Source organism: Halochromatium salexigens (genome assembly GCF_016653295.1).
Taxonomy (GTDB): Bacteria; Pseudomonadota; Gammaproteobacteria; order Chromatiales; family Chromatiaceae; genus Lamprobacter; species Lamprobacter salexigens.
Genome location: NZ_NHSF01000025.1, coordinates 1 through 21,276, shown reverse-complemented (window position 1 = coordinate 21,276; position 21,276 = coordinate 1). Strand labels below are relative to the sequence as shown.

Annotated in this window: 25 protein-coding genes and 2 pseudogenes; 11 read left to right on the top strand and 16 right to left on the bottom strand. The window is 63.8% G+C overall.

The features are described 5' to 3' along the window. Window positions 1-94: 94 nt before the first annotated feature. From CCR82_RS04740 to CCR82_RS04725, 4 genes are all read left to right on the top strand, one after another. Entirely contained in the window at window positions 95-1,072 is a 978-nt protein-coding gene (locus tag CCR82_RS04740) for a 1-phosphofructokinase family hexose kinase (protein ID WP_201244264.1), read from the top strand. An 81-nt stretch (window positions 1,073-1,153) separates the two neighbouring features. Next, on the top strand, window positions 1,154-2,143 hold the full coding sequence (locus CCR82_RS04735) for a type I glyceraldehyde-3-phosphate dehydrogenase (RefSeq protein ID WP_201244263.1): 990 nt from the start codon (window positions 1,154-1,156) through the stop codon (window positions 2,141-2,143). Next, the gene (locus CCR82_RS04730) at window positions 2,140-5,106 is read left to right on the top strand and encodes a cation-translocating P-type ATPase (RefSeq protein ID WP_201244262.1); all 2,967 of its coding nucleotides are present in this window, start codon (window positions 2,140-2,142) and stop codon (window positions 5,104-5,106) included. The genes CCR82_RS04735 and CCR82_RS04730 overlap by 4 nt, the downstream gene beginning before the upstream one ends. Then, the gene (locus tag CCR82_RS04725; protein WP_201244261.1) at window positions 5,103-5,654 is read left to right on the top strand and encodes a VIT1/CCC1 transporter family protein; all 552 of its coding nucleotides are present in this window, start codon (window positions 5,103-5,105) and stop codon (window positions 5,652-5,654) included. The genes CCR82_RS04730 and CCR82_RS04725 overlap by 4 nt, the downstream gene beginning before the upstream one ends. 94 nt (window positions 5,655-5,748) lie before the next feature. On the opposite strand, the gene CCR82_RS04720 is transcribed toward CCR82_RS04725, so the two are convergent. Both CCR82_RS04720 and CCR82_RS04715 read right to left on the bottom strand, forming a co-directional pair. Then, window positions 5,749-7,386 carry a hybrid sensor histidine kinase/response regulator gene (locus tag CCR82_RS04720; protein ID WP_201244260.1) on the bottom strand — a complete coding sequence of 546 codons (1,638 nt, stop codon included), beginning with the start codon at window positions 7,384-7,386 and terminating at the stop codon, window positions 5,749-5,751. 9 nt (window positions 7,387-7,395) lie between these two features. Beyond that, window positions 7,396-8,856, bottom strand: a complete 1,461-nt coding sequence (locus tag CCR82_RS04715; RefSeq protein ID WP_201244259.1) for an ATPase domain-containing protein — start codon at window positions 8,854-8,856, stop codon at window positions 7,396-7,398. Between the two features lie 258 nt (window positions 8,857-9,114). Between CCR82_RS04715 and CCR82_RS18455 the strand changes: the two genes are divergently transcribed. Next, a complete protein-coding gene (locus CCR82_RS18455; protein WP_338073099.1) occupies window positions 9,115-9,204 on the top strand; it encodes a hypothetical protein in 90 nt (29 codons plus the stop codon). 56 nt (window positions 9,205-9,260) lie between these two features. On the opposite strand, the gene CCR82_RS04705 is transcribed toward CCR82_RS18455, so the two are convergent. From CCR82_RS04705 to CCR82_RS04690, 5 genes and pseudogenes are all read right to left on the bottom strand, one after another. Further along, complete coding sequence (locus CCR82_RS04705; protein ID WP_201244258.1) at window positions 9,261-9,560, bottom strand: hypothetical protein; 300 nt, start codon at window positions 9,558-9,560, stop codon at window positions 9,261-9,263. 236 nt (window positions 9,561-9,796) lie between these two features. After that, a complete protein-coding gene (locus tag CCR82_RS04700) occupies window positions 9,797-10,117 on the bottom strand; it encodes a hypothetical protein (protein WP_201244257.1) in 321 nt (106 codons plus the stop codon). Between the two features lie 66 nt (window positions 10,118-10,183). Beyond that, the gene (locus CCR82_RS04695; protein WP_242513257.1) at window positions 10,184-11,212 is read right to left on the bottom strand and encodes a transketolase C-terminal domain-containing protein; all 1,029 of its coding nucleotides are present in this window, start codon (window positions 11,210-11,212) and stop codon (window positions 10,184-10,186) included. A 34-nt stretch (window positions 11,213-11,246) separates the two neighbouring features. Continuing rightward, a pseudogene (locus CCR82_RS19285) lies at window positions 11,247-11,444 on the bottom strand (transaldolase family protein); the annotation flags it as partial. A gap of 217 nt (window positions 11,445-11,661) precedes the next feature. Then, the gene (locus CCR82_RS04690; protein WP_201244255.1) at window positions 11,662-12,252 is read right to left on the bottom strand and encodes a superoxide dismutase family protein; all 591 of its coding nucleotides are present in this window, start codon (window positions 12,250-12,252) and stop codon (window positions 11,662-11,664) included. Between the two features lie 397 nt (window positions 12,253-12,649). Here CCR82_RS04690 and CCR82_RS04685 point away from each other — a divergent pair, with 397 nt between their 5' ends. Further along, on the top strand, window positions 12,650-13,078 hold the full coding sequence (locus tag CCR82_RS04685; protein WP_201244254.1) for a YeeE/YedE family protein: 429 nt from the start codon (window positions 12,650-12,652) through the stop codon (window positions 13,076-13,078). Further along, complete coding sequence (locus CCR82_RS04680; protein ID WP_201244253.1) at window positions 13,078-13,404, top strand: DUF6691 family protein; 327 nt, start codon at window positions 13,078-13,080, stop codon at window positions 13,402-13,404. The genes CCR82_RS04685 and CCR82_RS04680 overlap by 1 nt, the downstream gene beginning before the upstream one ends. 170 nt (window positions 13,405-13,574) lie before the next feature. Here CCR82_RS04680 and CCR82_RS04675 read toward each other — a convergent pair whose 3' ends face one another. Further along, on the bottom strand, window positions 13,575-13,895 hold the full coding sequence (locus CCR82_RS04675) for a hypothetical protein (protein ID WP_201244252.1): 321 nt from the start codon (window positions 13,893-13,895) through the stop codon (window positions 13,575-13,577). 231 nt (window positions 13,896-14,126) lie between these two features. Between CCR82_RS04675 and CCR82_RS04670 the strand changes: the two genes are divergently transcribed. Next, window positions 14,127-14,708 carry a DUF2269 family protein gene (locus CCR82_RS04670; protein WP_201244251.1) on the top strand — a complete coding sequence of 194 codons (582 nt, stop codon included), beginning with the start codon at window positions 14,127-14,129 and terminating at the stop codon, window positions 14,706-14,708. Window positions 14,709-14,792: 84 nt separating this feature from the next. Continuing rightward, a complete protein-coding gene (locus tag CCR82_RS04665; RefSeq protein WP_201244250.1) occupies window positions 14,793-15,161 on the top strand; it encodes a SpoIIAA family protein in 369 nt (122 codons plus the stop codon). 83 nt (window positions 15,162-15,244) lie between these two features. On the opposite strand, the pseudogene CCR82_RS04660 reads toward CCR82_RS04665, so the two are convergent. Further along, a pseudogene (locus CCR82_RS04660) lies at window positions 15,245-16,414 on the bottom strand (type I restriction enzyme subunit R domain-containing protein); the annotation flags it as partial. A gap of 278 nt (window positions 16,415-16,692) precedes the next feature. Here CCR82_RS04660 and CCR82_RS04655 point away from each other — a divergent pair. Further along, window positions 16,693-16,989: a type II toxin-antitoxin system RelE/ParE family toxin gene (locus CCR82_RS04655; protein WP_201244249.1), complete on the top strand. Its 297-nt coding sequence runs from the start codon at window positions 16,693-16,695 to the stop codon at window positions 16,987-16,989. Window positions 16,990-16,992: 3 nt separating this feature from the next. Beyond that, window positions 16,993-17,301, top strand: coding sequence for an addiction module antidote protein (locus tag CCR82_RS04650; RefSeq protein ID WP_201244248.1), 309 nt, complete (start codon window positions 16,993-16,995; stop codon window positions 17,299-17,301). Between the two features lie 372 nt (window positions 17,302-17,673). On the opposite strand, the gene CCR82_RS04645 is transcribed toward CCR82_RS04650, so the two are convergent. The 7 genes from CCR82_RS04645 to CCR82_RS04615 all read right to left on the bottom strand — a co-directional run bounded on the left by CCR82_RS04645 (window position 17,674) and on the right by CCR82_RS04615 (window position 21,130). Beyond that, entirely contained in the window at window positions 17,674-18,126 is a 453-nt protein-coding gene (locus CCR82_RS04645; protein ID WP_201244247.1) for a DUF4411 family protein, read from the bottom strand. 69 nt (window positions 18,127-18,195) lie between these two features. Then, on the bottom strand, window positions 18,196-19,236 hold the full coding sequence (locus CCR82_RS04640; RefSeq protein WP_242513256.1) for an ImmA/IrrE family metallo-endopeptidase: 1,041 nt from the start codon (window positions 19,234-19,236) through the stop codon (window positions 18,196-18,198). 151 nt (window positions 19,237-19,387) lie between these two features. After that, window positions 19,388-19,621, bottom strand: a complete 234-nt coding sequence (locus CCR82_RS04635) for an AbrB/MazE/SpoVT family DNA-binding domain-containing protein (protein WP_201244245.1) — start codon at window positions 19,619-19,621, stop codon at window positions 19,388-19,390. 354 nt (window positions 19,622-19,975) lie between these two features. Continuing rightward, complete coding sequence (locus CCR82_RS04630) at window positions 19,976-20,209, bottom strand: hypothetical protein (protein ID WP_201244244.1); 234 nt, start codon at window positions 20,207-20,209, stop codon at window positions 19,976-19,978. A gap of 109 nt (window positions 20,210-20,318) precedes the next feature. Then, on the bottom strand, window positions 20,319-20,537 hold the full coding sequence (locus CCR82_RS04625; protein WP_201244243.1) for a YgiT-type zinc finger protein: 219 nt from the start codon (window positions 20,535-20,537) through the stop codon (window positions 20,319-20,321). Next, a complete protein-coding gene (locus tag CCR82_RS04620) occupies window positions 20,538-20,840 on the bottom strand; it encodes a DUF4258 domain-containing protein (RefSeq protein WP_201244242.1) in 303 nt (100 codons plus the stop codon). Beyond that, complete coding sequence (locus tag CCR82_RS04615) at window positions 20,837-21,130, bottom strand: hypothetical protein (RefSeq protein WP_420827311.1); 294 nt, start codon at window positions 21,128-21,130, stop codon at window positions 20,837-20,839. Before CCR82_RS04615 ends, CCR82_RS04620 begins: the two co-directional genes overlap by 4 nt. Window positions 21,131-21,276: the final 146 nt, after the last annotated feature.

Genomic DNA, 21,276 nt, shown 5'->3' with positions numbered 1-21,276 from the left:
ACGGGAGCCGAGCAGCCCGTGCCGGCAGCCAAGCGCATCGCTTCAACGCAACGTCATCGTGAACCTCACGTGAACCTCATCATGGAGATCCGGGATGCCCGACGTCGTCACTCTGACCATGAACCCGGCGCTTGATCTGAGTAGCGAGACCGAGCAGCTGAAGCCGGGGCAGAAGACACGCTGCAGTCTACCGCGCCGCACGCCCGGCGGCGGCGGCATCAACGTTGCCCGAGGGCTGCATCGGCTCGGCACCGATGTGCTCGCAGTCTATCCGTCCGGCGGAGCGACCGGCCAACGGCTCGATGGTCTGCTGGAGCAGGCTGGCATCCGCACCCAATCGCTGCCGATCGACGGCGACATCCGCGAGAATCTCTCCTTGGCGGAGCAGGCACCGCACCTCGAATCACCGCGGGTCTTCCATCTGGTGTTTCCCGGTCCCCAGCTTGCCGAGCGCGACTGGCAGGCCGTTCCCGAGGCGCTCGAGGCGATCGCCCCAGCGCCTCGTTATCTGGTGCTCAGTGGCAGTCTGCCACCCGGCGTGCCCGCGGATTTCTATGCCGAGGTGGCTCAACGCGTCTCGCAGCGCGGTATCCGGGTGGTGCTCGACACCGCGGCGCCAACGCTCGATGCCACCCTGCGCGCCCAGCCGCCGCTGTTCCTGATCAAGCCCAACCGTCACGAATGCCACCAGCTGTTCAAGGTCGAGCGCGAGGAGCCTGAGGCCTATCTCGCCGGCATGGAAGCGCTGCTCGACCAAGGGGCCGCTAAGGCCATCGTCGTCACCTTGGGCAGCCAAGGAGCGGTGCTTGCTAGCGATGGCCTGCGTCTGCACCTGCAGCCACCGTCGGTGCAAGGCCGAGCCCCGATGGGGGCTGGTGACAGCTTCGTCAGCGCCTTGATCCATCGGCTGACCCAAGACGGCACGCTGTCCGACGCAGCCCGCGATGGGGTTGCCGCCGCAGCGGCTGCGGTCAAGACGCGCGATGCCAATCTGTACCGCAAGCAAGACCTGGAACAGCTGCGCTCACAGGTCCAGACCCATGAGCATCATCCGAGCCCCAAGCAATCCTGAGCCCAAGCAATCCTAAGCCCATCTAATCCTGAGCCAACGCAATCCTGACCTGAGCCCACGCAACCCTGAGGAGTCACGATCATGGCAAGAATCGCAATCAACGGACTCGGGCGTATCGGACGCGCCACCCTGAAGCTGGTGATGGAGGAGCCCAGCCTCGAGCTGGTCGGTGTCAACGATCTGGCCGACCATGAGCAGCTCGCCTACCTGCTCCGCTACGATTCGGTGTACGGGCGCTCGACGCATGAGGTCGCCAGCCAAGCCGGTCAACTGGTCATCGATGGCCAGCGCATCCCGCTGTCTAACCACGAGGACCCGTTGCTGTCACCCTGGAAGGATCTGGACGTCGATCTGGTCTTCGAGTGCACCGGCGCGTTCCGGGACCGGGACGCCCTGCAACGCCACCTTGAGGCCGGCGCCCGTAAGGTCATGCTCTCCGCTCCAGCCAAGGACGAGAGCATCCCGATGATCGTCCCGGGCGTCAATGACTCCGGCACCGCGCCGATCTTCTCCTGCGCCAGCTGCACCACTAACTGCATCGCGCCAGTGACCGAGGTCATGCAGCGGCGCATCGGTGTCGCCAAGGCCATGATGACGACCGTGCATGCCTACACCTCGACTCAGGAGACGGTCGATGCGCCCTCCAAGCGCATGGAGCGCGGCCGGGCCGCGGCGATCAACCTGGTGCCCACCAGCACCGGCGCGGCCGAGGCCACCAACCGCGTGCTTGGCGATCATCCGATCGAGTTCGATGGACTCGCTGTGCGAGCGCCGGTTGCGGTGGGCTCGCTGGCAGACATCACCTTCGTCACCAGCCGGGCGACCTCGCGCGAGGAGGTCAACAAGGTCTTCATGGAGGAGTCGCTGAACCCCCGTTACTCGAAGGTCCTATCGATCATCGAGGAGCCGATTGTCTCCTCCGACGTCATCCAGGACGCCCACGCCTCGATCGTCGACCTGGGCTTGACCCGCGTCGTTGACGATGACCTGGTCAAGGTCATGGCCTGGTATGACAACGAATGGGGCTATGCCACCCAAATGGTGCGCGAGGCAGCCCGTCTCTACCAATGACCGCGTTCTACCGACAGCAGCCAGAGACCGCGCTCGAGCAGTTCGACAGCGACGCCGACCACGGCCTCTCCGAAGCCGAGGTGCGCGAGCGGCGCGAGCAGTATGGCCGCAATGCGCTACGCCAGACGCGCTCGCGCCCGGCCTGGCGCATCCTGATCGATCAGCTCACCAGCATCGTCGTGCTGCTGTTGCTGGCAGCCTCTGGTGCAGCGCTGCTGTTCGGGCAGGTCATCGAGGCCATTGCCATTGGTGCCGCGATCCTGGTCAACACCATCATCGGCTTCGCGATGGAGCTGCGGGCAACGCGCGCGATGGAGGCCCTGCAGCGCATGGGCAAGACCCAGACGCGGGTGCTGCGTGAGGGCCACAGCCGCGAGATCCCAGCCGATGAGCTGGTACCCGGCGACATTGTGCTGCTCGATGCCGGCGACCTGGTGCCGGCCGATCTGCGCCTGCTCGAGGCGAATCGACTGCAATGCGATGAGGCCGCGCTGACCGGCGAGTCGGTGCCGGTCGACAAGCGGACCGAGGCGATCGAGTCCGCATCAGAAGAAGCGCCGGAGGACGAAGCGCCGGAAGACAAGGAAGCGGAGAAGACGAATAAGGCCGACAAAGAGCCGCCGCTTGGCGAGCGCTACAACATGGCCTACAAGGGCACCGCCGTGACCCAGGGCTCGGGTAGCGGCGTCGTTGTTGCCACCGGCATGGAGACGGAGCTGGGCCACATCTCGGATCTGGTGGCACAGGCCGAGCAGTCCACGACCCCGCTGGAGAAGCGTCTCGATCGCCTCGGTCGGCGTCTGGTCTGGCTGACGCTGGCGATTGCGGTGGTAGTCGCCGGCGCGGGTCTGATTGCCGGCAAGGATCTGCTCGTGATGCTGGAGACGGCCATCGCACTGGCCATCGCCGCGGTTCCCGAGGGACTGCCCGTGGTCGCGACCCTGGCTTTGGCCCAGGGCATGCGTCAGATGGCCCGGCGCAACGCGGTGGTGAAGCGGCTCTCAGCGGTGGAGACGCTCGGTGCCGCAAGCCTGATCTTCACCGACAAGACCGGCACCCTCACCGAGAACCGGATGGTGCTGGCACAGCTCGCCCTCGAGCAAGGCACATTGCGCTTCGAGCGCCCAGGCCAGACGACGACGCAAGCGACCGAAGGCCGCCGTCAAGACGAACACAGTCGTCACGACGAAGACGGCCGTCGAGACGAGCGCCATCGCGAAGAAGGCAGCGGCGACGACGACGTCAGAGCCGGCGCGCGGATCACTCTCGACGGCGAGCCGCTAGACCTGGCCAACGAGCCGGCCGCGCGCGCTGCCCTCGAGACCGGCGCCCTTTGCAACAACGCCGAGCTCGGGAGCCAAGCAATCCCTGAGGATTCCGATGCGCGTGCTGCCGCGGGCGGCAATGCCGATGCCATCTCCAACGCCACCGGCGACCCCACCGAGGTCTCCCTGCTGGAAGCCGCGGCACTCGCCGGCCTACACCGCCCCGAGCTGCTCGAGCGTTGGCCAGAGCAGCGCGAGATCAGCTTCGATCCCGACCTGAAGATGATGGCGACCGTGCACCAAAGCGATGACGGCTTCCGCATCGCCGTCAAAGGCGCGCCGGAGTCGGTGCTCGACGTCTGCGACCAGGTCCTCACCGCGGACGGCCAGACCTCGCTGGACGATGAGGCGCGCGAACACTGGCAGCAACGCAGCGAGGCGCTTGCCGCTGACGGGCTGCGGGTGCTGGCGCTGGCACAACGCCAAGCGGAGCGCGAGGACGAAGACCCCTATCAACGCCTCACCCTGCTCGGCCTGGCCGGCCTCTACGACCCACCCCGCCGCGGCATCCAGGACGTGATCGCGGCCTGCCAGCAGGCTGGCATTCGCATCGTGATGGGCACCGGCGATCATGCCGCCACGGCGCAGGCTATCGCCGCCGAGATCGGCATCGCTGGCAGCGACGAGCCGGCGATCGAAGGCGCGCGGCTCGACGATCTCGAGCAGCTCGATGATGACGAGCGTCGCGAGCTGCTCGAGCGCTCGGTGTTCGCGCGCATCAGCCCCGAGGAGAAGCTGCAGCTGATCGGCCTCTATCAAGACGCCGGCTGGATCGTCGGCATGACCGGCGACGGGGTCAACGACGCGCCGGCCCTGAAGAAGGCCGACATCGGCATCGCCATGGGTCAGCGCGGCACCGAGGTCGCGCGCGAGGCCTCGGACATGGTGCTCAAGGACGATGCCTTCGCGACCCTGGTCGCAGCCATCGAGCACGGGCGGACCATCTTCAGCAACATCCGCCGTTTCATCGTCTATCTGCTCTCCGGCAATCTCGCCGAGATCATGGCGGTGGCGGCGGCGGCGCTGGTGGCGGCGCCTCTGCCCTTGCTGCCGCTGCAGATCCTCTACATCAATTTCGTTTCCGATGTGATGCCCGCGCTCGCGCTCGGCCTGAGTCCCGGCGAGCGCGGCGTGATGCAGCAGCCACCGCGCGCCCCCGACGAGCCCATCCTGATGCGCCGCCATTGGGCCGCTGTCGGCGGCTATGGGGCGCTGATCGCGGCGACGGTCCTGATCGCCTTTGCCATCGCGCTCGGGCCGATGCAGCTCGACACCGCCCATGCGGTGACTATCAGCTTCCTGACCTTCGGCTTCGCCCGGCTTTGGCATGTGCTGAACATGCGCGACACCGAGTCGCCGCTGCTGCTCAACGAGGTCACGCGTAATTCCTATGTCTGGATCGCGATCGCCATCGGCGTCGCGCTGCTGATCGTCGCCACCTACATCGCGCCGCTGGCGGCGATCCTCTCGATCGAGATCCCAACCGTTGGCGAATGGCTGCTGATCCTCGGGTTCTCGCTGCTGCCGCTGATCCTGGTGCAGCTCGGCAAGCTGGTGGCGCATCACCTGATCCGGCGTCGGCGCTCGTCACGATCGAATCACCTGTCGCCAAGGAATCGATCGCACCCACAATCATGATCGCCTGCCGCAGGTCGGCGATCTCTGTCAGCACCAAGAGCGATGCCCAGGCCGCCGATCAGGCCCATCGTGAGGAGCTGCGGCACATCGAGGAGATCCCGGAGCACCAATGCGCCGAGCTGCGCGAGGTCTTCGCCGCCAAAGGCTTCGAGGGCGAGACGCTGGATCGCATCGTCAAGACCATCGCCGAAGACCCCGAGCTTTGGGCCAAGACCATCACCCAAGAGGAGTTCGGTCTGCAGCCAGGCGATACCGGCCAGCCGTTGCAGTCGGGTGCGGCGACCTTCGCCGCGTTCGTGCTCGTCGGCGCGATCCCGCTGATCCCGTTCGCGATACCCGTCCTCAGCCTCGACCAAGCCTTCATCGCCAGCATCGCCGCAACCTCGCTGGCGTTCCTGGGCGTCGGCATCACCAAAGGCTGGGCGTTGGATCAGTCGCGGTTCCGCTCCGGTCTCGAGACCCTACTCACCGGCGGCGGCGCCGCGGTACTGGCCTACGGCGCTGGTTTCCTGTTGCGGACCTGGCTCGGAACGGGCGCGGTTGCCTGATAGAGACAGCAAGATCGCCGGGCAAGAGGTCGCAATCCGGCGTGTGATCGGCAGCCCGGCGATTAGCGCGTTACCGCGTTACCGCATTAACGCATTAGCGCCCGGCAATGGCGGCTTCGAGCTCCGGCATCGCGACCGGCTTGACCAGGTGGCGGTCGATGCCGGCGCGGCGGGAGCGGCGGCGGTCCAGCTCCCGGCCGAAGCCGGTCACCGCGATCACCCGCACTCCAACGAAGCCCCTGAGGCTGCGCAGTCGCGTCGCGACCTCGTAGCCGTCGAGACCCGGCAGGCCGATGTCGAGCACCACGACGTCGGGCCGGTGGGACTCGGCCGCGCTGAGGCCTCCGGGGCCGTCGCGCGCGAGCACCACATCATGCCCACGCTGCTCCAGCAGCCGCTTTAGACCGTTGCCGAAGTCCAGATTGTCCTCGATCAACAGGATGCGTTGCGACGGGTCCGAAGCCATGTGCGCCGGCGCTTGCTGTGTCGGTTCTTGCCCTGCCCCTTGCTGTGTCGGTTCTTGCTGCCCTGTCCCTTGCTGCCCTGGCCCTTGCTGCGTTTGCAGGGAGCAACCGGCCTCGGTCGACGGCGCTGTCTGCAGCGGCAGCAGCACCCGGAATTGGCTGCCTTGGCCAGGCCCGTCACTCTCGGCGTGGATCGAGCCGGCATGCATCTCGACCAGCGAGCGTGCCAGCGTGAGGCCGACCCCCAACCCGGAGCCTGATGTCTGTGGCTCACCGTCGCGCTGCGGGGCCTGAAAGAAGGGCTCGAAGATCCGCGCCTGGGTCTCGGCGCTCATGCCGACGCCCTGATCGCAGATGCAGACGTCGGCCAAGCCATTGTGCGAGCCGGCGCTGAGCCGAATCTCGCTCTCCGCCGGCGAATAGCGGCTAGCGTTGACCAGCAGGTTGGCGAAGATCTGGCGCAGCCGGGTGGCATCGGCCAGCAGCGGCATGGGCTCATCGCTGATGTCGAGCGCGAGGCGTTGGCTGTTGGCCTCGAGCGTCGATTGGACCTGGACCACGACCTCCTGCAGCGTGGTGCTCAAATCCAGCGGCTCGCACTGCAGGCTGAGCTTGCGGCGGGCGATGCGCGAGATATCGGACAGATCGTCGAGCAGGCGCTTGATCTGTGCCGACTGCGTCGAGATGACGCTCAGGCAACGCGCGGCGGCTGGTGCCTCGAGCTGCAGCGAGTCCAAGACCTCGCCGCAGGTCATGATCGCCGCGAGCGGATTGCGCAGCTCATGGCCAAGCGTGGCTAGGAACTCATCGCGCTGGGCCACATGCTCGGCACGCTCGTTGAGCAGATCCCGAATCCGATACTGTTGGTGCCGCTCGCGCAGGGCCATCTTCACCGCATTGACAAAGACGGTGCTGTTCACGGGCCGCTCGATCAGCCGCACATGACCGTAGATGTCGTAGTCGTCCAAGGCCTCGAGACTGGCCTTGGCAAGCCGCCGGGTGAGCACGATCAACGGCAGCGACGACCACTCTTCCTGCTGCGCGAACTGCTCGCGGATGCAGACACCGGCATCACCACGCAACGCCTCGTCTGCGACCACCAGGGCCGCAGCAGACGCCGACAACGCTGAGCACAGTGCGGCGGTATCGGCACAGATATAAGGCTGCAGCTGGGCCTGGCGGAGGAAACGCTCACAGAGCGAGGCATCATTCAGGCTGGGTGCCAAGATCAGGATGCGCTCGGTGCGATTGGGGATGTGATCAGCCATGCGCATGGCTCAGAGCAGCGGCTTGTCTTCGCCGAGATACTCAGGCAGACCCGTGAGCACACCGCGGAATTCGCTCAGCGGCTCGCCGACGATGACCCCGCCGGTGCCGATCTTGTACTCGCGGATGGTACGTTCGTGATCGCCATAGCGCTTCTTCATCACCGAGAGCGCATAGCGAATGGACCCGCCGGCCTCGAAGTAGCGCTGGGCAATGACGGTATCGGTCAGATAGCTCAGATCGACCGAGAGGCCTTCTTGCCGATTCAGGGGGCTTGGTTGCGCCAGAGTGACCAAGGTCAACGCGCCATGGGCGCTCAGGTAGCTCAGCAGGTCATGCACCTGCAGGTTGATCGAGGGGTCATTCGGCATCGCCTGCAGATAGCCATTGAGGCTGTCGATGATGATGATCTGGGTCTTGCTACAGTCAACCTCACCGGCAAGCTCACGCGCAAGCTCCCCCGGCGCGACCTGGCCAGGGTCGATCTGGCGCAGCGTCAGCAGATCCGAGTCCAACGCCGCGTCGATGTCGAGTCCCTGGCTGAGGGCACGCTTGCGAAAGGTGGTCAAGGACTCATCGAAGGCATAGAGCGCAACCCGCTCGCCGCGCTCCGCCGCTGCCATGGCGAAGCTGCTGACCAAGGTCGATTTGCCGCAGCCGGGCGGGCCGATGATGCCGACGCTGGTGCCGCGCTCGAGTCCACCGCCGAGCAGTGCATCAAGGGGTTCGCTGCCGCTCGAGATGAGTCCGTCGCGTGCTGGCGCCGACGGTCGATCCGTCTCAAGCCGCGGAAAGACCCGCAGCCCACCGGTCTCGATCCGCAGATCATGAAAGCCACCGACATAGGGCTGGCCGCGCAGCTTCGGCAGCCAGAGCCAACGCCGACCCGGTCCGTAGTCATTGACCCGCTGCTCCATGCGGATGATGCCCCAGGCCAGACTGCGCGGGTGCCGCTCCACGGGTCCGCTCGCCTCATCGGTGACCAGCAGCGTGGTGCCAAGCTCGACGGCCTTGCTGCGGAAGAGCTCGATATGGCGGCGGAAATTCGAGGACTGATCACTGTAGACACGCAAGGCGGCCAGGGTGTCGAGGACGAGGCGCTGAGGTTTCAGGTCATCCATCTCCGCGAGCGCCGCCTGAACCCGGTCATCGAGCGCGATCTCAGAGAGATCGAACAGCGCCGTGCTGTGGATCTCGTCCGAGCTGACCAGGTCGCGCAGCTCGAGACCCTCGATCGACCAACCGTGAGAGTCCGCGATCACGCCAACCTCAGCCGGACTCTCGGCGAGGGTGATCAGCAGGCAACGCTCGCCGCGGCGCACACCCTCGAGCAAGAACTGGAGTCCGAAGGTCGTCTTGCCGGTGCCCGGACTGCCTTCGACAAAGTAGAGGTGGCCCGGCCGGAGTCCGCCCTTCAGGACATCATCCAGCCCAGGGACACCGGAAGGGATCAACGTGTTTGACGTCGACATGCATAGGCTCCTTATCAAAGGATGAGCCAGCAGCGCCTCGCTGGCTGATTGACAATCATCGTGTTGCGGTGTCAGCGAAGGTGAACGTGGCTTGGGGAGCACGCCAGCGCTGATTTCATCATCAATCCAGGAAAAACACCACTGTTCCCCCGACCCGGCTCGTGGAGGCTCGGTGATCGCCGACGCCCATGAGCGCGAGCGCAAGGTCGGCTCTGCGGCCAGGCGCCGAGCGACCACCCGGACTTCGCTGCCTTCCTGGTGCGCGCCGGGATCGATTCGATCTCAGTCAATCCGGATAGCTTCCTCTCGGTCAAGCAAGCCGTCGCCGAGATCGAGCAAGCAGGCTGAGGCGGGCTAAGTCAATGGAACGGCGAACAGGTCGGTGGGCCAGCGGCGACGTTGCTCTAGTCGATGACGCCACATTGGATCAGCCGGGCGCGACAGTCCCTGAGCTCACGCTGTAGCGCGGCCAGCTCTCGCAATAGGCGTCCGGCGCTCAGCTCCGCCTGAATGCGCGCACGCTGCAGCTCGATGAGACGATGGCGAACGGCCGAGACGGAGGCGTCGATCCGCTCTGCGCGATAGCGCTCGAGCTGGATGACCTTGGCCTCTGTTTGGGTTTGGGTTTGGGCTTGGGCTTGCGGCTGAGTGCCCATCTCGAGGCAATCAGTGGCGCCACGCGCGGCGGATGCGGTTTTTCTCATAGCAGTGACTCCTCGAGCGTCGGATCGATCAGGTGCCCGGGGACGTTCGTACCCGGATCGCTGCTGATGAAGCAACTAACGGTCCAATCCTTGACCGCACCGATGCTGGCCCCGCATCTCCGATCCGGGGCTCCTCTTTCGCTTGGCGCTTGCTGGGCAGGCGGCAAATGCACCCGACATGGCTCAAAACACCCAGAGCCCATGTTCGCCTCACCTAAGCTGTTTCTGTCCATCGATTAACGGATCTCGTCAGCAGAGCCGATCTGCCCTTTCCCGTCGGAGTCACCGGCGTTAGAGTCGCCGGCATCACTGCCGTTGGTCTGCTCGAGGTAGGCGCGCTCCGCGCCGGTGATCAGTGAGGCATTCTCCTCATCCACCAGTGAAAGACGCGGCGCAATCGCAAGACCCAACCGCTCCGCCCAACGGTCCTCGTCGGCGCTCTGCACCTTCGAGCTTTCGCGCAATCGCGCCTGCACCCGACCTGGCAGCTCGGAAAGGTAGTTCAGCCGCAGCGTGCGGATGTAGGGGAGGACCCCGATGGGTCTTAAGCTCATCATGCCACCCGCATAGCGCGCCCGCCCGCTAACCAGAGGCGGCGAGATGAAAGGGCAACAGCGCAGCGCTCAGAAAGAGCAGCAGCACGCCGGATCACCGAGCCCGCCGTCGCGATTGTGATCTTCGATCACCAGCAGGGTGCCGGTCTCCTCGGCGGCCCGCTGCAGGGTCGCCACATCGAGCGGCTTGACCGAGTAGGCATCGATCACCCGCGTGCACATCCCCTGCTCGCGCAGTCGTGTGCTGGCTTCCAGGGCGGTGTGAACCGTGATGCCCGCAGCCACCAACATCAGTCGGTCCTCGGTCGATTCAGCGAGTGTCTTACTGCCGCCGATCTCGAAGCGCTCATCGGATTGATAGAGCACCGGCGTCTTGCCGCGCGTGGTGCGCAGATAGACGATCCCGTCGTGCTCGAGCCCGGCCTCGGTCAGGCGCTCGGCGCTGACGGCATCGGCGGGATAGAGCACGGTGGTGCCGTTGAGGGCCCGGAACATCGCCATATCCTCGAGTCCCATCTGCGACGGCCCATCCTCCCCGATCGAGATCCCGGCATGGCTGCCACAGATCAGCATGCGCCGTTGTTGCGAGTGAGTGGCCATGCGGATGATATCGTGCGCCCGCGTGAGAAAGGCCGCAAAGGTGGCGACGCAAGGCCGCTTGCCGCTGGCGGAGAGCATGTTCTGCTCGGCGATCTGCGCCTCGATGAAGCGCTCGGGGAAGGTCTTGGCGAACAGCTCGGTCTTGGTCGAGTTCTTCACGTCACCGTCGAGCACGACGAGGTCGGCAAAGCGGCTGCCAAGCTTCTGCAGGGCGCTACCGAAGGCGGCTCGGGTCGCGACCTGCTCGCCAAGCGCATACTCGACCTTGAGCGGTAGGCTGCTCGCTTCCTGCGCTCGCTCCGAGGCGACCTGGGCGATCGTCGCGGCCGTCGGCTCGGCGCTCCAGGGGTTGCGCGGGGTCGGATGGCCTTCGAGATCGCTGTCGAGCTGCCGCAGGGTCAGTGGATCGGTCTCGATGGCACCGGCCTCGGATAAGGCCGCCCATAAGATCGGTGCTGCATGGCCCTTGGAGAGCAGAAAGCGAGTCGGTCGCTTCATGCACCGGTAGCAGCAGATCACAGGCGTCGCGCACATCATCGGTGGCGAGGCGCTCGTAGACCGCCTCGGCGGCCACCGAGCCGTCGCGTTCCAGGGTCTCGACCGCAATGGCGATGCGGTCCTCGTAGCTTGCGGAGTCCGCCATGGCCTTCGCAAAGATCGCGGGATTGGAGGTAATCCCAGACAGGCCCTGCTCGCGGATGCGCGATTCGAGCTGGCCGTTGTCGAGCATGTCGCGTGACAGGCTATCAAGCCAGAAGCGCTGACCGTGACTGTTGAGCGTGGTGAGTTGATGAGTCGGCATTCCGGTCTCCCCTCGATGATGGGCACAGATGGCAAGGATTGACGGCCGGGGCGCACTCGCGGCCAGTACCTCGTCGAGTCAGCAATCATTTGCAAGAGATCGTGTGCAAGGGAAAGGCCAGATCAGTGAGTGGGTATGATCTGTATTAAGTATCGCGCTTCTCGATCACACCGCAGGCGATGCGCGGCCCGGCCGCGCCCGACGGCTGCGAGTGGTAATCGTCGGCACCTTCGTGGATCACTAGGGCGGCGCCGTCGCGATCAAAGAGCTGCTTGTCCATGTCTGAGACGCGGGTCATCACCTCGATCTCGAGCCGGCCATTGTCGGGGATATGGATGTTGGGCATGTCACCCAGATGGGGGCCATCTTCGACCAGATAGCCGTGGGCATTGGCCTCCTCAGCGGTGAGATGGCCGCCCGCGGAATCGAAGGGTGGCTCGCAGGCACCAGTCTCGTGGATATGGAAGGCATGCACGCCCGCCGGCAGTCCACCGAGGCGCGCGTGCAATAACACCCCATTGGGGGTCTCGCTCAGCAGGACGGCACCAACGGTGTTGCCATCGCGGTCCTGCATCAGGCTCTCACCCAAGGTCGGTTCAGCAGCGAGTGGCAGGCTCAGCGTGGCGCCAAGCAAGCCCATAGGAAGGCTGAGCCAGGCCCTCTGTGGGATGCTGGTGCGGATGCTGGTGCGGATGCTGGTGCGGATTCGAGTGGAAGCGGAATCGATGCGGGGCATTGAAGGTCTCCGTGTCGGTTCGAGGGGATGGCTGCTCGCTGATCGTGAGCGCGTGCTGAGACGCGCCCAATCCGGATAGTCAGTCTCAGATCGTCAATCTCCGGGCGATCAGCCGGTTTGTCGGCAGCAACCGACAAGCAAGCGCGATGCCGGAATCAACCTCCATGCCCACGCCCTTTCCCTGGACCCTTCTCCAGCTGGCTGCCTCGGTCTTCCAACAACCGTTGCCGATATCCACCATCGACGGGTGGTATTGACCCGCGGCTAGCCAACCACGGCGCACTGCCCCGAACGCTCAGTCGCCCAGCTGAATACGGCCTGGGTTCAGGTTCAGGATGCTGGCCCGCTTGTTGCTACCTCTCGGTCTAATAGGTTTTTCAGCCGGAGGTTGTTCAAGATGGAAGGCTTCACGCCCGTCCTATCAACGATCGGCGGGGTGCTTATCGGTTTCGCAGCCCTTGCCTTACTCTATTTCAACGGCCGCATCGCCGGCATCAGCGGCATCATGGGCGGCGTGCTCAGGCCACAGAAGGGCGACACGCTCTGGCGGGCGGTCTTTCTGCTCGGACTCGTGACCGGGGCGGCCCTGATCCTGCTGCTGCATCCAGCGGCGATGGACCTGCGCTTCGACGTCTCTGATTCCACCATCATTCTGGGTGGCTTCCTGGTCGGCATCGGCACCCGCATCGGCACCGGCTGCACCAGCGGCCATGGGGTCTGTGGCGTCGGTCGGCTGGCGCCGCGATCGCTGGTCGCGAGCGCGGTCTTCGTCGGCTTCGCGATCGCCACCGCGACCACGGTCCGGCATGTCTGGGAGGGATTCTGATGCTTGGCTATCTCGTCGTCTTCCTCTCCGGCACCCTGTTCGCGGTGGGTCTTGGCGTCTCCGGTATGACCCTGCCGCAAAAGGTCATCGGCTTTCTCGACCTCGGCGGCCACTGGGACCCCAGTCTCGCCTTCGTGATGGCCGGCTCCGCCGGCGTCTACCTGCTGTTCTACCGCTGGATCAAGCAGCGCTCGAGCCCGCTCTTCGACACCGAGTTCCACATCCCAACCCGTCACGACATCGATCAACGGCTGCTCGTCGGCGCCGCGCTCTTCGGTGTCGGCTGGGGACTGGTCGGTCTCTGTCCTGTCCCGGCCCGGCCATGACCGCCCTGGTGAGCGGCCATCCTGAGGCGTTGATCTCCTGCACTTCGACAACGCCGAGGCCTTCTGCGCCTTCCGCGCCGAGCACAACCGGCATCGGCATCCGCCGTACCGGCCGGTGCCGCGTGGCTGGGGAGCCCGGTGAGGCCGACACATTCAGACAGTCATCTGGCCTACAACAGCCATTCCTGCGCGCGCTTCAGTGAGGCGTGGTGCATTGCGGTAGGGAGCTGTTGGAGAAGATGCTGGTCGTCCGTGAAGACCAAGATCCGCACCCCGCGGCGAGAGAAGCGTTCATCGAGCAGCCACAGAAGGGCGAGCCCCGAAGCGAAGCTCTGCTCGACCCCCGTCAGATCGATGACACAGGTGCGCAAGTCCTGCGGTGTCTCCCGGAGCAGATCAGTCATGCTTTGCGTCAAACTCAGATCGAGACGTCCATGCACGGTCAGATCAAGGCGTTCTTCGGCGGCGATAAACGCGGTTTCCAGTGGCATAAGATTTCATCCTTCAAAGATCAGAGATCGCTGTCAGTTTCGGATTTCTCCAAACGGTGCAAGGATTGTGCAAGATGCCGAGGGTAGAACAACATCCGGGCAAATACTGAAGCTAGAACCGGGAAGAGCGACTAAGCCGCAGCAAGGCGCGCCGCCGAACCGCAGCAAGGCGCGCCAACGCGCCGCCGAGTCGCCGAGCCGCCGAAAAGGCAATCATCGAGGGAGATGGCCTTGCTCTATGCCGTCCTGAAAGCCATCCATCTATTCGGCGTCGTGCTGCTGGTCGGCAATGTCATCGTGACCCTGATCTGGAAGCTGGGTGCCGACCGCACCGGCGAGCCGTCGGTGATCGCCTTTGGCCAGCGTCTGGTGACCTTGACCGACTGGTGGTTCACGCTCGGCGGTGTGGTGCTGATCCTGATTGGGGGCTACGGCGCGGCATGGGTCGCGGGGCTCGATCCCTTCGGCGTGCATTGGCTGGTCTGGGGTCAGATCCTGTTTGGCTTCTCGGGACTGCTTTGGGCGCTGATCCTGATCCCAGCGCAGATCCGCCAAGCGCGCCAGGCCATCAGCTTCGAGGCCACTGGCGTGATCCCAACAGAGTACTGGCGAGACGCCCGACGCTGGACCTGGTGGGGTATCTTGGCCATCGTGCCGCTGCTGGGTGCAATCTGGATCATGATTGCAAAACCCACGGAGGCGCCTGCCGAGCCCGCGGGTCGGCTCAATCGCGACAAGCAGGAACAGATTCCACGCGCATGGACGGTGAGCACCGAGGCGCAACTGAGGCTTACCCGACGAGCATCCACTTGAATGAGAGCCGCCTGAGCTAGAGCCATTGGAGCTAGAGCCACTCACACTTGAGCCAGAGTCACTAACCTGAGAGGTCCCAACACCATGATCGACGTCCACGAACAACCGAACAGCAACATCGTCGAGATGACGGTCTCCGGCTCCATCACGGCGCAGGAGTTCGACAACGCGCTCGCGACCATGACGGACGCCATCGAACGTCACGGCCGCATCCGTCTACTCGAGAACGTCGGCGAGCTGGAAACGCCACCCATCCCCTGGAACAAGCTCTGGGATGACGTCAAATTCAGCTTCGAGCACCTGAGCGATATCACCCATGTCGCCGTGGTGGCCGATCAGGGCTGGATTGGCGCCTACGTCAACATGCTGAATCCGATGATGAAGGCCGAGCTCAAGCACTTCAAACGCCCCGAGCTGGAGGCCGCTCGGAGCTGGCTGGCCCAGGCGGTCTAGTCATTCAGGGCTCGTCGTTCAGGGATGGCGTCCCCTGACAGGAAGGCGCATCGACAAGGTAGGGCGTCAACGGTGCAGACACTCTACACCTCCCTGACGCTTTCAAAGATCTCGCGGGCCAAGTGCTCACGCGCCGCTGAGCGAAACGCGGTATCCGTCATGACGCGATTGAAGATCTCCTCGTTACCCTCCATACGCGCGATGAACAGCTCGTCGAGGGTGCGATCCAGGTAGGCGGCGAAGTTGGTAAAGTTGTTGGCGCGGGCGGCTTCGCTGATGGTTTCGTTCATCTCCGCGGAGGCGCGTATCTGATCGAAGAACAGCTGATCAGCCTCGTTGAAGTCGGTGCCGAAGCGCTCGTTGAGGCGGTCGATCAGGCTCGACAGCGGCACGGCTTCATCCTTGATGCCGCCGCTCCCCACATCGGTCGGCCCTTTCAAGGGATAGGCTGTCCCCTCCCCGAGGTCGATGGAGCCCTCGGTCATCTGCTGCAGGCGGAAGAAGCGCAGCGCCACCTCGTCATCCAGCACGAAGGCTTGGCCGTCTCCACGCGCTGGGAGCTTGGCGAGCAGATTCCTGACGAACGCATACAGCCGTTCGAGGTCGCTGTCTTGATAGGGAATGATCTGCGATAGGAAGGCGTAGAGGTTGCGGTAGGCGGTCAATTGGCCGCGGAACTGCTCGCGATCTTCGTCCTCCCGATCCTGGAAACGCTGCACCACCGCATCGAGCACGGCATTCATCGCCTGATGGTCGCGCGCTGAGTGATCGCGCTTGGGCCGATACCAAATCGTGGCGAAGGCGCTGACATCCGCTGCCGTAAAGATGGTCCACTCGAGCAGGTGGTGTTGCAGCTCGGAGAGACGGTGCGGATCGGCGTTCTCGCCAATCGGTGTCGTCTCGTAGTAAGGCTTGAAGGCGCGATAGATGTCATCCTCCTGGTTGATGAAATCGAGCACGAAGGTGCGCGACTTGCCAGGCGCGATGCGATTGAGTCGGGACAGGGTCTGCACGGCTTGCACGCCGGACAGGCGCTTGACCACATACATCGTCTGCAGCAGCGGCTGATCGAATCCGGTCTGGTACTTCTCGGCCACCAGCAGCACCCGGTAATCGTCGCGCTCGAAGGTCTCTGGCAGCTCGCGTTCGGCGAGTCCGTCGTTCATCGCCACCTCGGTGTAGGACGCGCCAGGATCGTCCGGGTCCTCGACCGTGCCGGAAAAGGCCACCAGCGAGCGAATACCGCTGTAGCCGCGAGGGTTTCGTCGTAGGCGCTGTGGCGGCGGGCCACATAGCCACCAGAGCCAGTCAGCTCGGCCTCGATGGCGTTCTCGAAATCGCGTTCGCTGTGGCTGGCCATGCTGGACCCTCGGATCGGTTTACTCATGCCAAAATACAGACGACAGATGCTTCTCGATCTGCGGTAATCGCAGCGCTTGGCGACCCGCGAGCATGGTGCCGATCAGCGGATGCGGCAGGCCGATCGCTTAAACAGTTGCTATCGATGTCATCGAGTGATTACGATTGCCCAATGTTCACAATCAAGCAGACTCCTGAATTCGCCGCTTGGCTATCGGGTATCAAAGATAGTTTGACGCGACGGCGTCTAGCGCGCCGACTCGAAAAGGCGTCGCTCGGGAACCTCGGTGACGTGCAACCCGTCGGCGGCGATGTCTTTGAGATGCGCGAGTTCTTTGGCCCTGGCTGGCGACTCTACTACGTCCAGCGTGGGGCGACCCTGATTCTGATGCTGGGCGGCGGAGATAAGTCCACCCAGCAGACCGACATCGCCAAAGCCATCGCTTTGGCATCCATTCTGGAGGATTGAGTCATGAGCGAGAAGATCCGCATTGCCGATCTGCCTGAGTTCGATATCACCGAGCACCTGGAAGACGAACAGGCCATCGCTGAGTATCTGAGCATCGTGCTGGAAGAGAACGACCCGGCGGCCTTGGTGCAGGCACTCGGAACGGCGGCCCGCGCACGCGGCATGACCGAGATCGCCAAGGCGAGTGGCATCACCCGCGAGGCGCTCTACAAGGCCTTGCGGCCCGAGTCGCAGCCGCGTTTCGATACCATCAACCGTGTTTGTCATGCGCTAGGCGTCAAGCTGGTGGCGCAGCGGATTGAGGCTGCTTGATGGCCTGAGTGTGACGCCCACAGGAAGCCGGTAACATGCTCGGGCAACGCTGAGGCTGGCCATGCCGGAGCTTCGAATCGTTTTTCAGGCGCGTTATGGCTGCGGATTGAGGTGATCGCGCCAACACCTCACCCGGCGGCACCGGGGCCAGATCGCCAGCGGCTACATCGAGAAATCCATGCGGCTCAAGTCTTCTGCGGCAATCGTCATTGTTGAACGCTCCTAGGGGTAGCGTTACTGGTCGTTGGTGATCGCAACGTTCCAGGCTTGGTGATTCGTCGTAGTCCATCGGCCAGAGCTTCTCGTAACCACCCGCCCTTGTCAGACCGAACTCGATGGCAGTCTCAAAGGCGGCTTCATCATGCCCAGGCATCAGCTCTCCTTCGCAAAGTCATAACGCACCTGCAATGACTTCAGCATGGCAAAAGTGTCGTGGAAACGCACATCGAACCGATTGCACACGTCGGGCAGCAGGATGCGGCTACGCGCCTCGGGCCGGGGCTGCTCGTTGGTCACGACGTCCACGCCCATCACGCGAGCATAAGCCACCAGCCAGCCGTCCGCCTCCGTCGCAAACTTGGCCTTGGCGTTGTCCACGTACTGCGAATTGCGTTGCACCCACAGCATGACGTCCTGGTAGGCTCGAATGACGTCTGCGTCCTGACTTGGCAGGAAGAATCTATCGGGCACGTCGTTCTTCACCCACTGCACGAGGTCCTCGTCCTCACGCCCGGCGAGCAACTCCTGCTGAATGCGATCCAGGCTGTGCACCCGGCCTTGCTCGTGATGGTGGATCAGACTGTCCCAGAAGCCCGGACAGATCACGAAAGCGTAATAGCCGTTCTTGGCCGAGATGAAGACAATCGGAGTCGATGACGTAGGTCGGCTCTGGCGTCATGGCAGGTCCACGCCAAGACGGCGTGCGTACTCTTGGAAGGTGCCGCCATGCAACCCGGTCAAGTCATAGGCATCCTTGAACCCGATCCGCCCCTCCTTGGCCGCACGCATGACCTGGATGGCAAACAGCCGGCCCACCCGCAGGTTCTGGCTGTTGTAGAAGCTGCCGCCCCCGATGCCCTGTGTCCTCTGCTTTTTCTCGCGCTGGATGCAAGCGTCGTAGAAATCGAAGAACGCCGCACGATCCGTCAGCCCTAGGTCCATGGCCCGCCGTCCGATGACGATGGGACTGACCTTGAATTCGCCCGCGAGCGTCTCGAACGGCGACGCATCACGCTTCACCTGCGGCCACAGGGCTCGAAGCTCGGCCGCCGGGACGAGAAACTCAGCTGCGGCTTGGTCGCAAAAGGTTTCCACGCGACCTCCATCTGGAAAGATGCCGGGGAAACCGGACAGCCCCGCCCCTTCGGCACCGAGCCAGAGGTGAGCCAGTTCATGGGCCAGTGTGAACATCTGGGCCGATTTGGCATCCGCGCCGTTGACGAAGATCAGCGGCGCCAGATCATCGGTCAGTGCGAAGCCACGGAACTCCTCGACGTTCAGCCGGCGGTGGGTGTCGTTGCCGACAATGCCGTTGATCACCGCAATGACCCCTTGCCCCTCGATGGCACCGCGCAGGGCGCTCACAGCCTCCTGCCAGGACCGCACCTGCGCCGCCCAACCGTCACCGAGTCCGAGCAGCCGGCGCATCTCTCGCCCGATCGCCTCCGGGTCGTCCGACAAGCGGGCGCTGCCAACGAAAGCACGTGGCTCCGCATCGCCATCCAGCCGCTCCTCGCGCAGCCACGCCTGACGGTGCTGCATGGCATAGATGGTGTCCAGAAGATCCGGACTAACCGCGCCCGGCTGCCGGTTGCGCAGCGTGCGGAAGTCCGGGATTGGCATCGGCAGATCCGGCGGCTCCGGCAGGAAAAGGAAGCCGAAGGGCACGTGGGTGACCTTGGCGAATGCCTCCAGTTGGTTGAAGGTCGGCGACAAGTCGCCGCGCTCCCAGGCGGCGAGCTTCGGAAACCGACCAGTGAGGTCTTCGACGTGCAGACCGGCGCGCTCGCGTGCCCAGCGCAGCAGGTCGGGACTGATGGATACTCGCTTCATTGCGGAACCTTGTTGGTCAGCGCATCAAGACCGATCACGGTTGAACCAACGAGGCGGGATCGAGGTCAGCGGGCACTGCCGGGCGCTTGCTTTTCAGCATGCCAAATCCGGCTGCTGGCGCCTCGCCGTCGGTTGGTTCAACGCGCATTTCTAGGTGGTCATCGACCAGATCGAAGCGGACACGGCTGCCCTGGCCGATTCCCAGTCGTTGCCGCAGGTTCTGCGGGATCTGGACCTGCCCCAGTTCATTGACGGTCGCAGCTGGCATCAGTGGTCTCCTTGGTTGATGTCATGGTGGAGTAAGAGCGGTTATAGCGGCAGACTGAAGGGATCAGGGCACTACCCACCTTTGATCCCTATCGCTGGGCGTTCGTGTCATCTTCACGCAGCGTTCGGCTTTCAAGCTGACCTGTGTCGTCAACCAACTCCTCGACGATACGACCATCGCGCCAAGCGACCAAGACACCGGTGCTTGCCCGAGCGCGTTGGCGCGCCTTGTCCGCGGCTCGCCGCATCGCTGTCAACGCCGCCTGAAAATCGTCTTTCGGGCTGATGGGCTCATTGCTGCTGTTCGCCATAGCGGTTGCTTTGTTCCAGGAGTACGGGAGTGATGCCTGAATTGTCACATCGCCCAGGCATCGACGATGGGTTGATACAAACGCTTGAAATTGTCCAAGCCGGTGGCGAAGCGACGGCGGATGGTGGCTTCGGGTACGTGGTGGCCGCCCTCTTGGACCCGTTGTCGCCCCCTCGACACCGCGAAATCAGCGCTGGGCAGGCTCAGAAAGAACAGCTCCACCAGATACCCCCAACGTCGCCAATCCAGGATGCGTGACACATAGGTCTTGCCGCTCAAGGTGGATTCCAGCGCGATAGGCCGCCGCCTCGGGTCTGAACGGACTCAGTCCCGCAGCGATCAGGTCGGCGTTGACGAAATCGGGGCAATCAGCCTCGGCTGGCAGAAGCTAGGCGGCCTTCGGCGCCAGGGCCTTGGTTTCCCGGTCCACCTGCTCTAGCGCAAGTTGGACATGATGAAGCGCGTTCTCCTCGAACAGCGCCTCGCCACATTGAGTGCAGACCCAAGCCGGAACGGACTCCCAGGTGATGTGGTAGCCATTCCGATCCACACTGAGGGGCGCGCTGGACCAGACCAGCTCGCCTTTACAGTGGAAGCATTCCATCATCTATTTCCTCACTCTGAAGTCGTCGGACCACTTGTCCGGCGAGGGACGGTAGGCAGTGATGACCGCCAGATACTCGGCACGCGGCGCGCATACCACATGCACCGGCCGCTGGCCGGCCGCGTAAAGCACCAGACAGCTCTCGCCGCGAACGTCCTCCGGGTATTCCTCGATAATCTCGCCGTGGAAGATGGCATCCCGTATCTCCTCTGTGGAGATCATGCGCTCCAGGCGCGAGATCTGTCGAATCGCGTGGGGAAGAAAGAGGATACGCTGCGATGCCGCGGCCAAAACCTTGTCTTTCATGGAGCGATGAGTCCCTTCAGCAGCCCGGCAATCTCCCCTTCCAACTGAGTGATATCAGCCTCGATCTCATCCAACGGACCCGGCGGCTTGTAGACATAGAAATGCCGGTTGATCGGGATCTCGTAGCCCACCTTCGTCTTGTCGTAGTCCACCCAGGCATCCGGGACATGGGGCAAGACCTCGGACACCATGTAGGCATCGATGGTCTCGCGGAACTCCTCAACCAGCCGGTCGTTGGGCTTATCCGGGCCGAAGTCCATCGGCAAGGGTAGCGCAGTGCCGGGCGGCAACGGGATGTTCTCGGTATCGCCAGCAATTCCAAATTTGAAACCCTCATGTTACCAGTAGCTTTTCTGAAAGCGGTTGAAACTTGAGTTGTTAGCCGATGGTTCTCAAGCCCACCCCCACAGCCACACCGACGCCCCCGGTGTTCGCT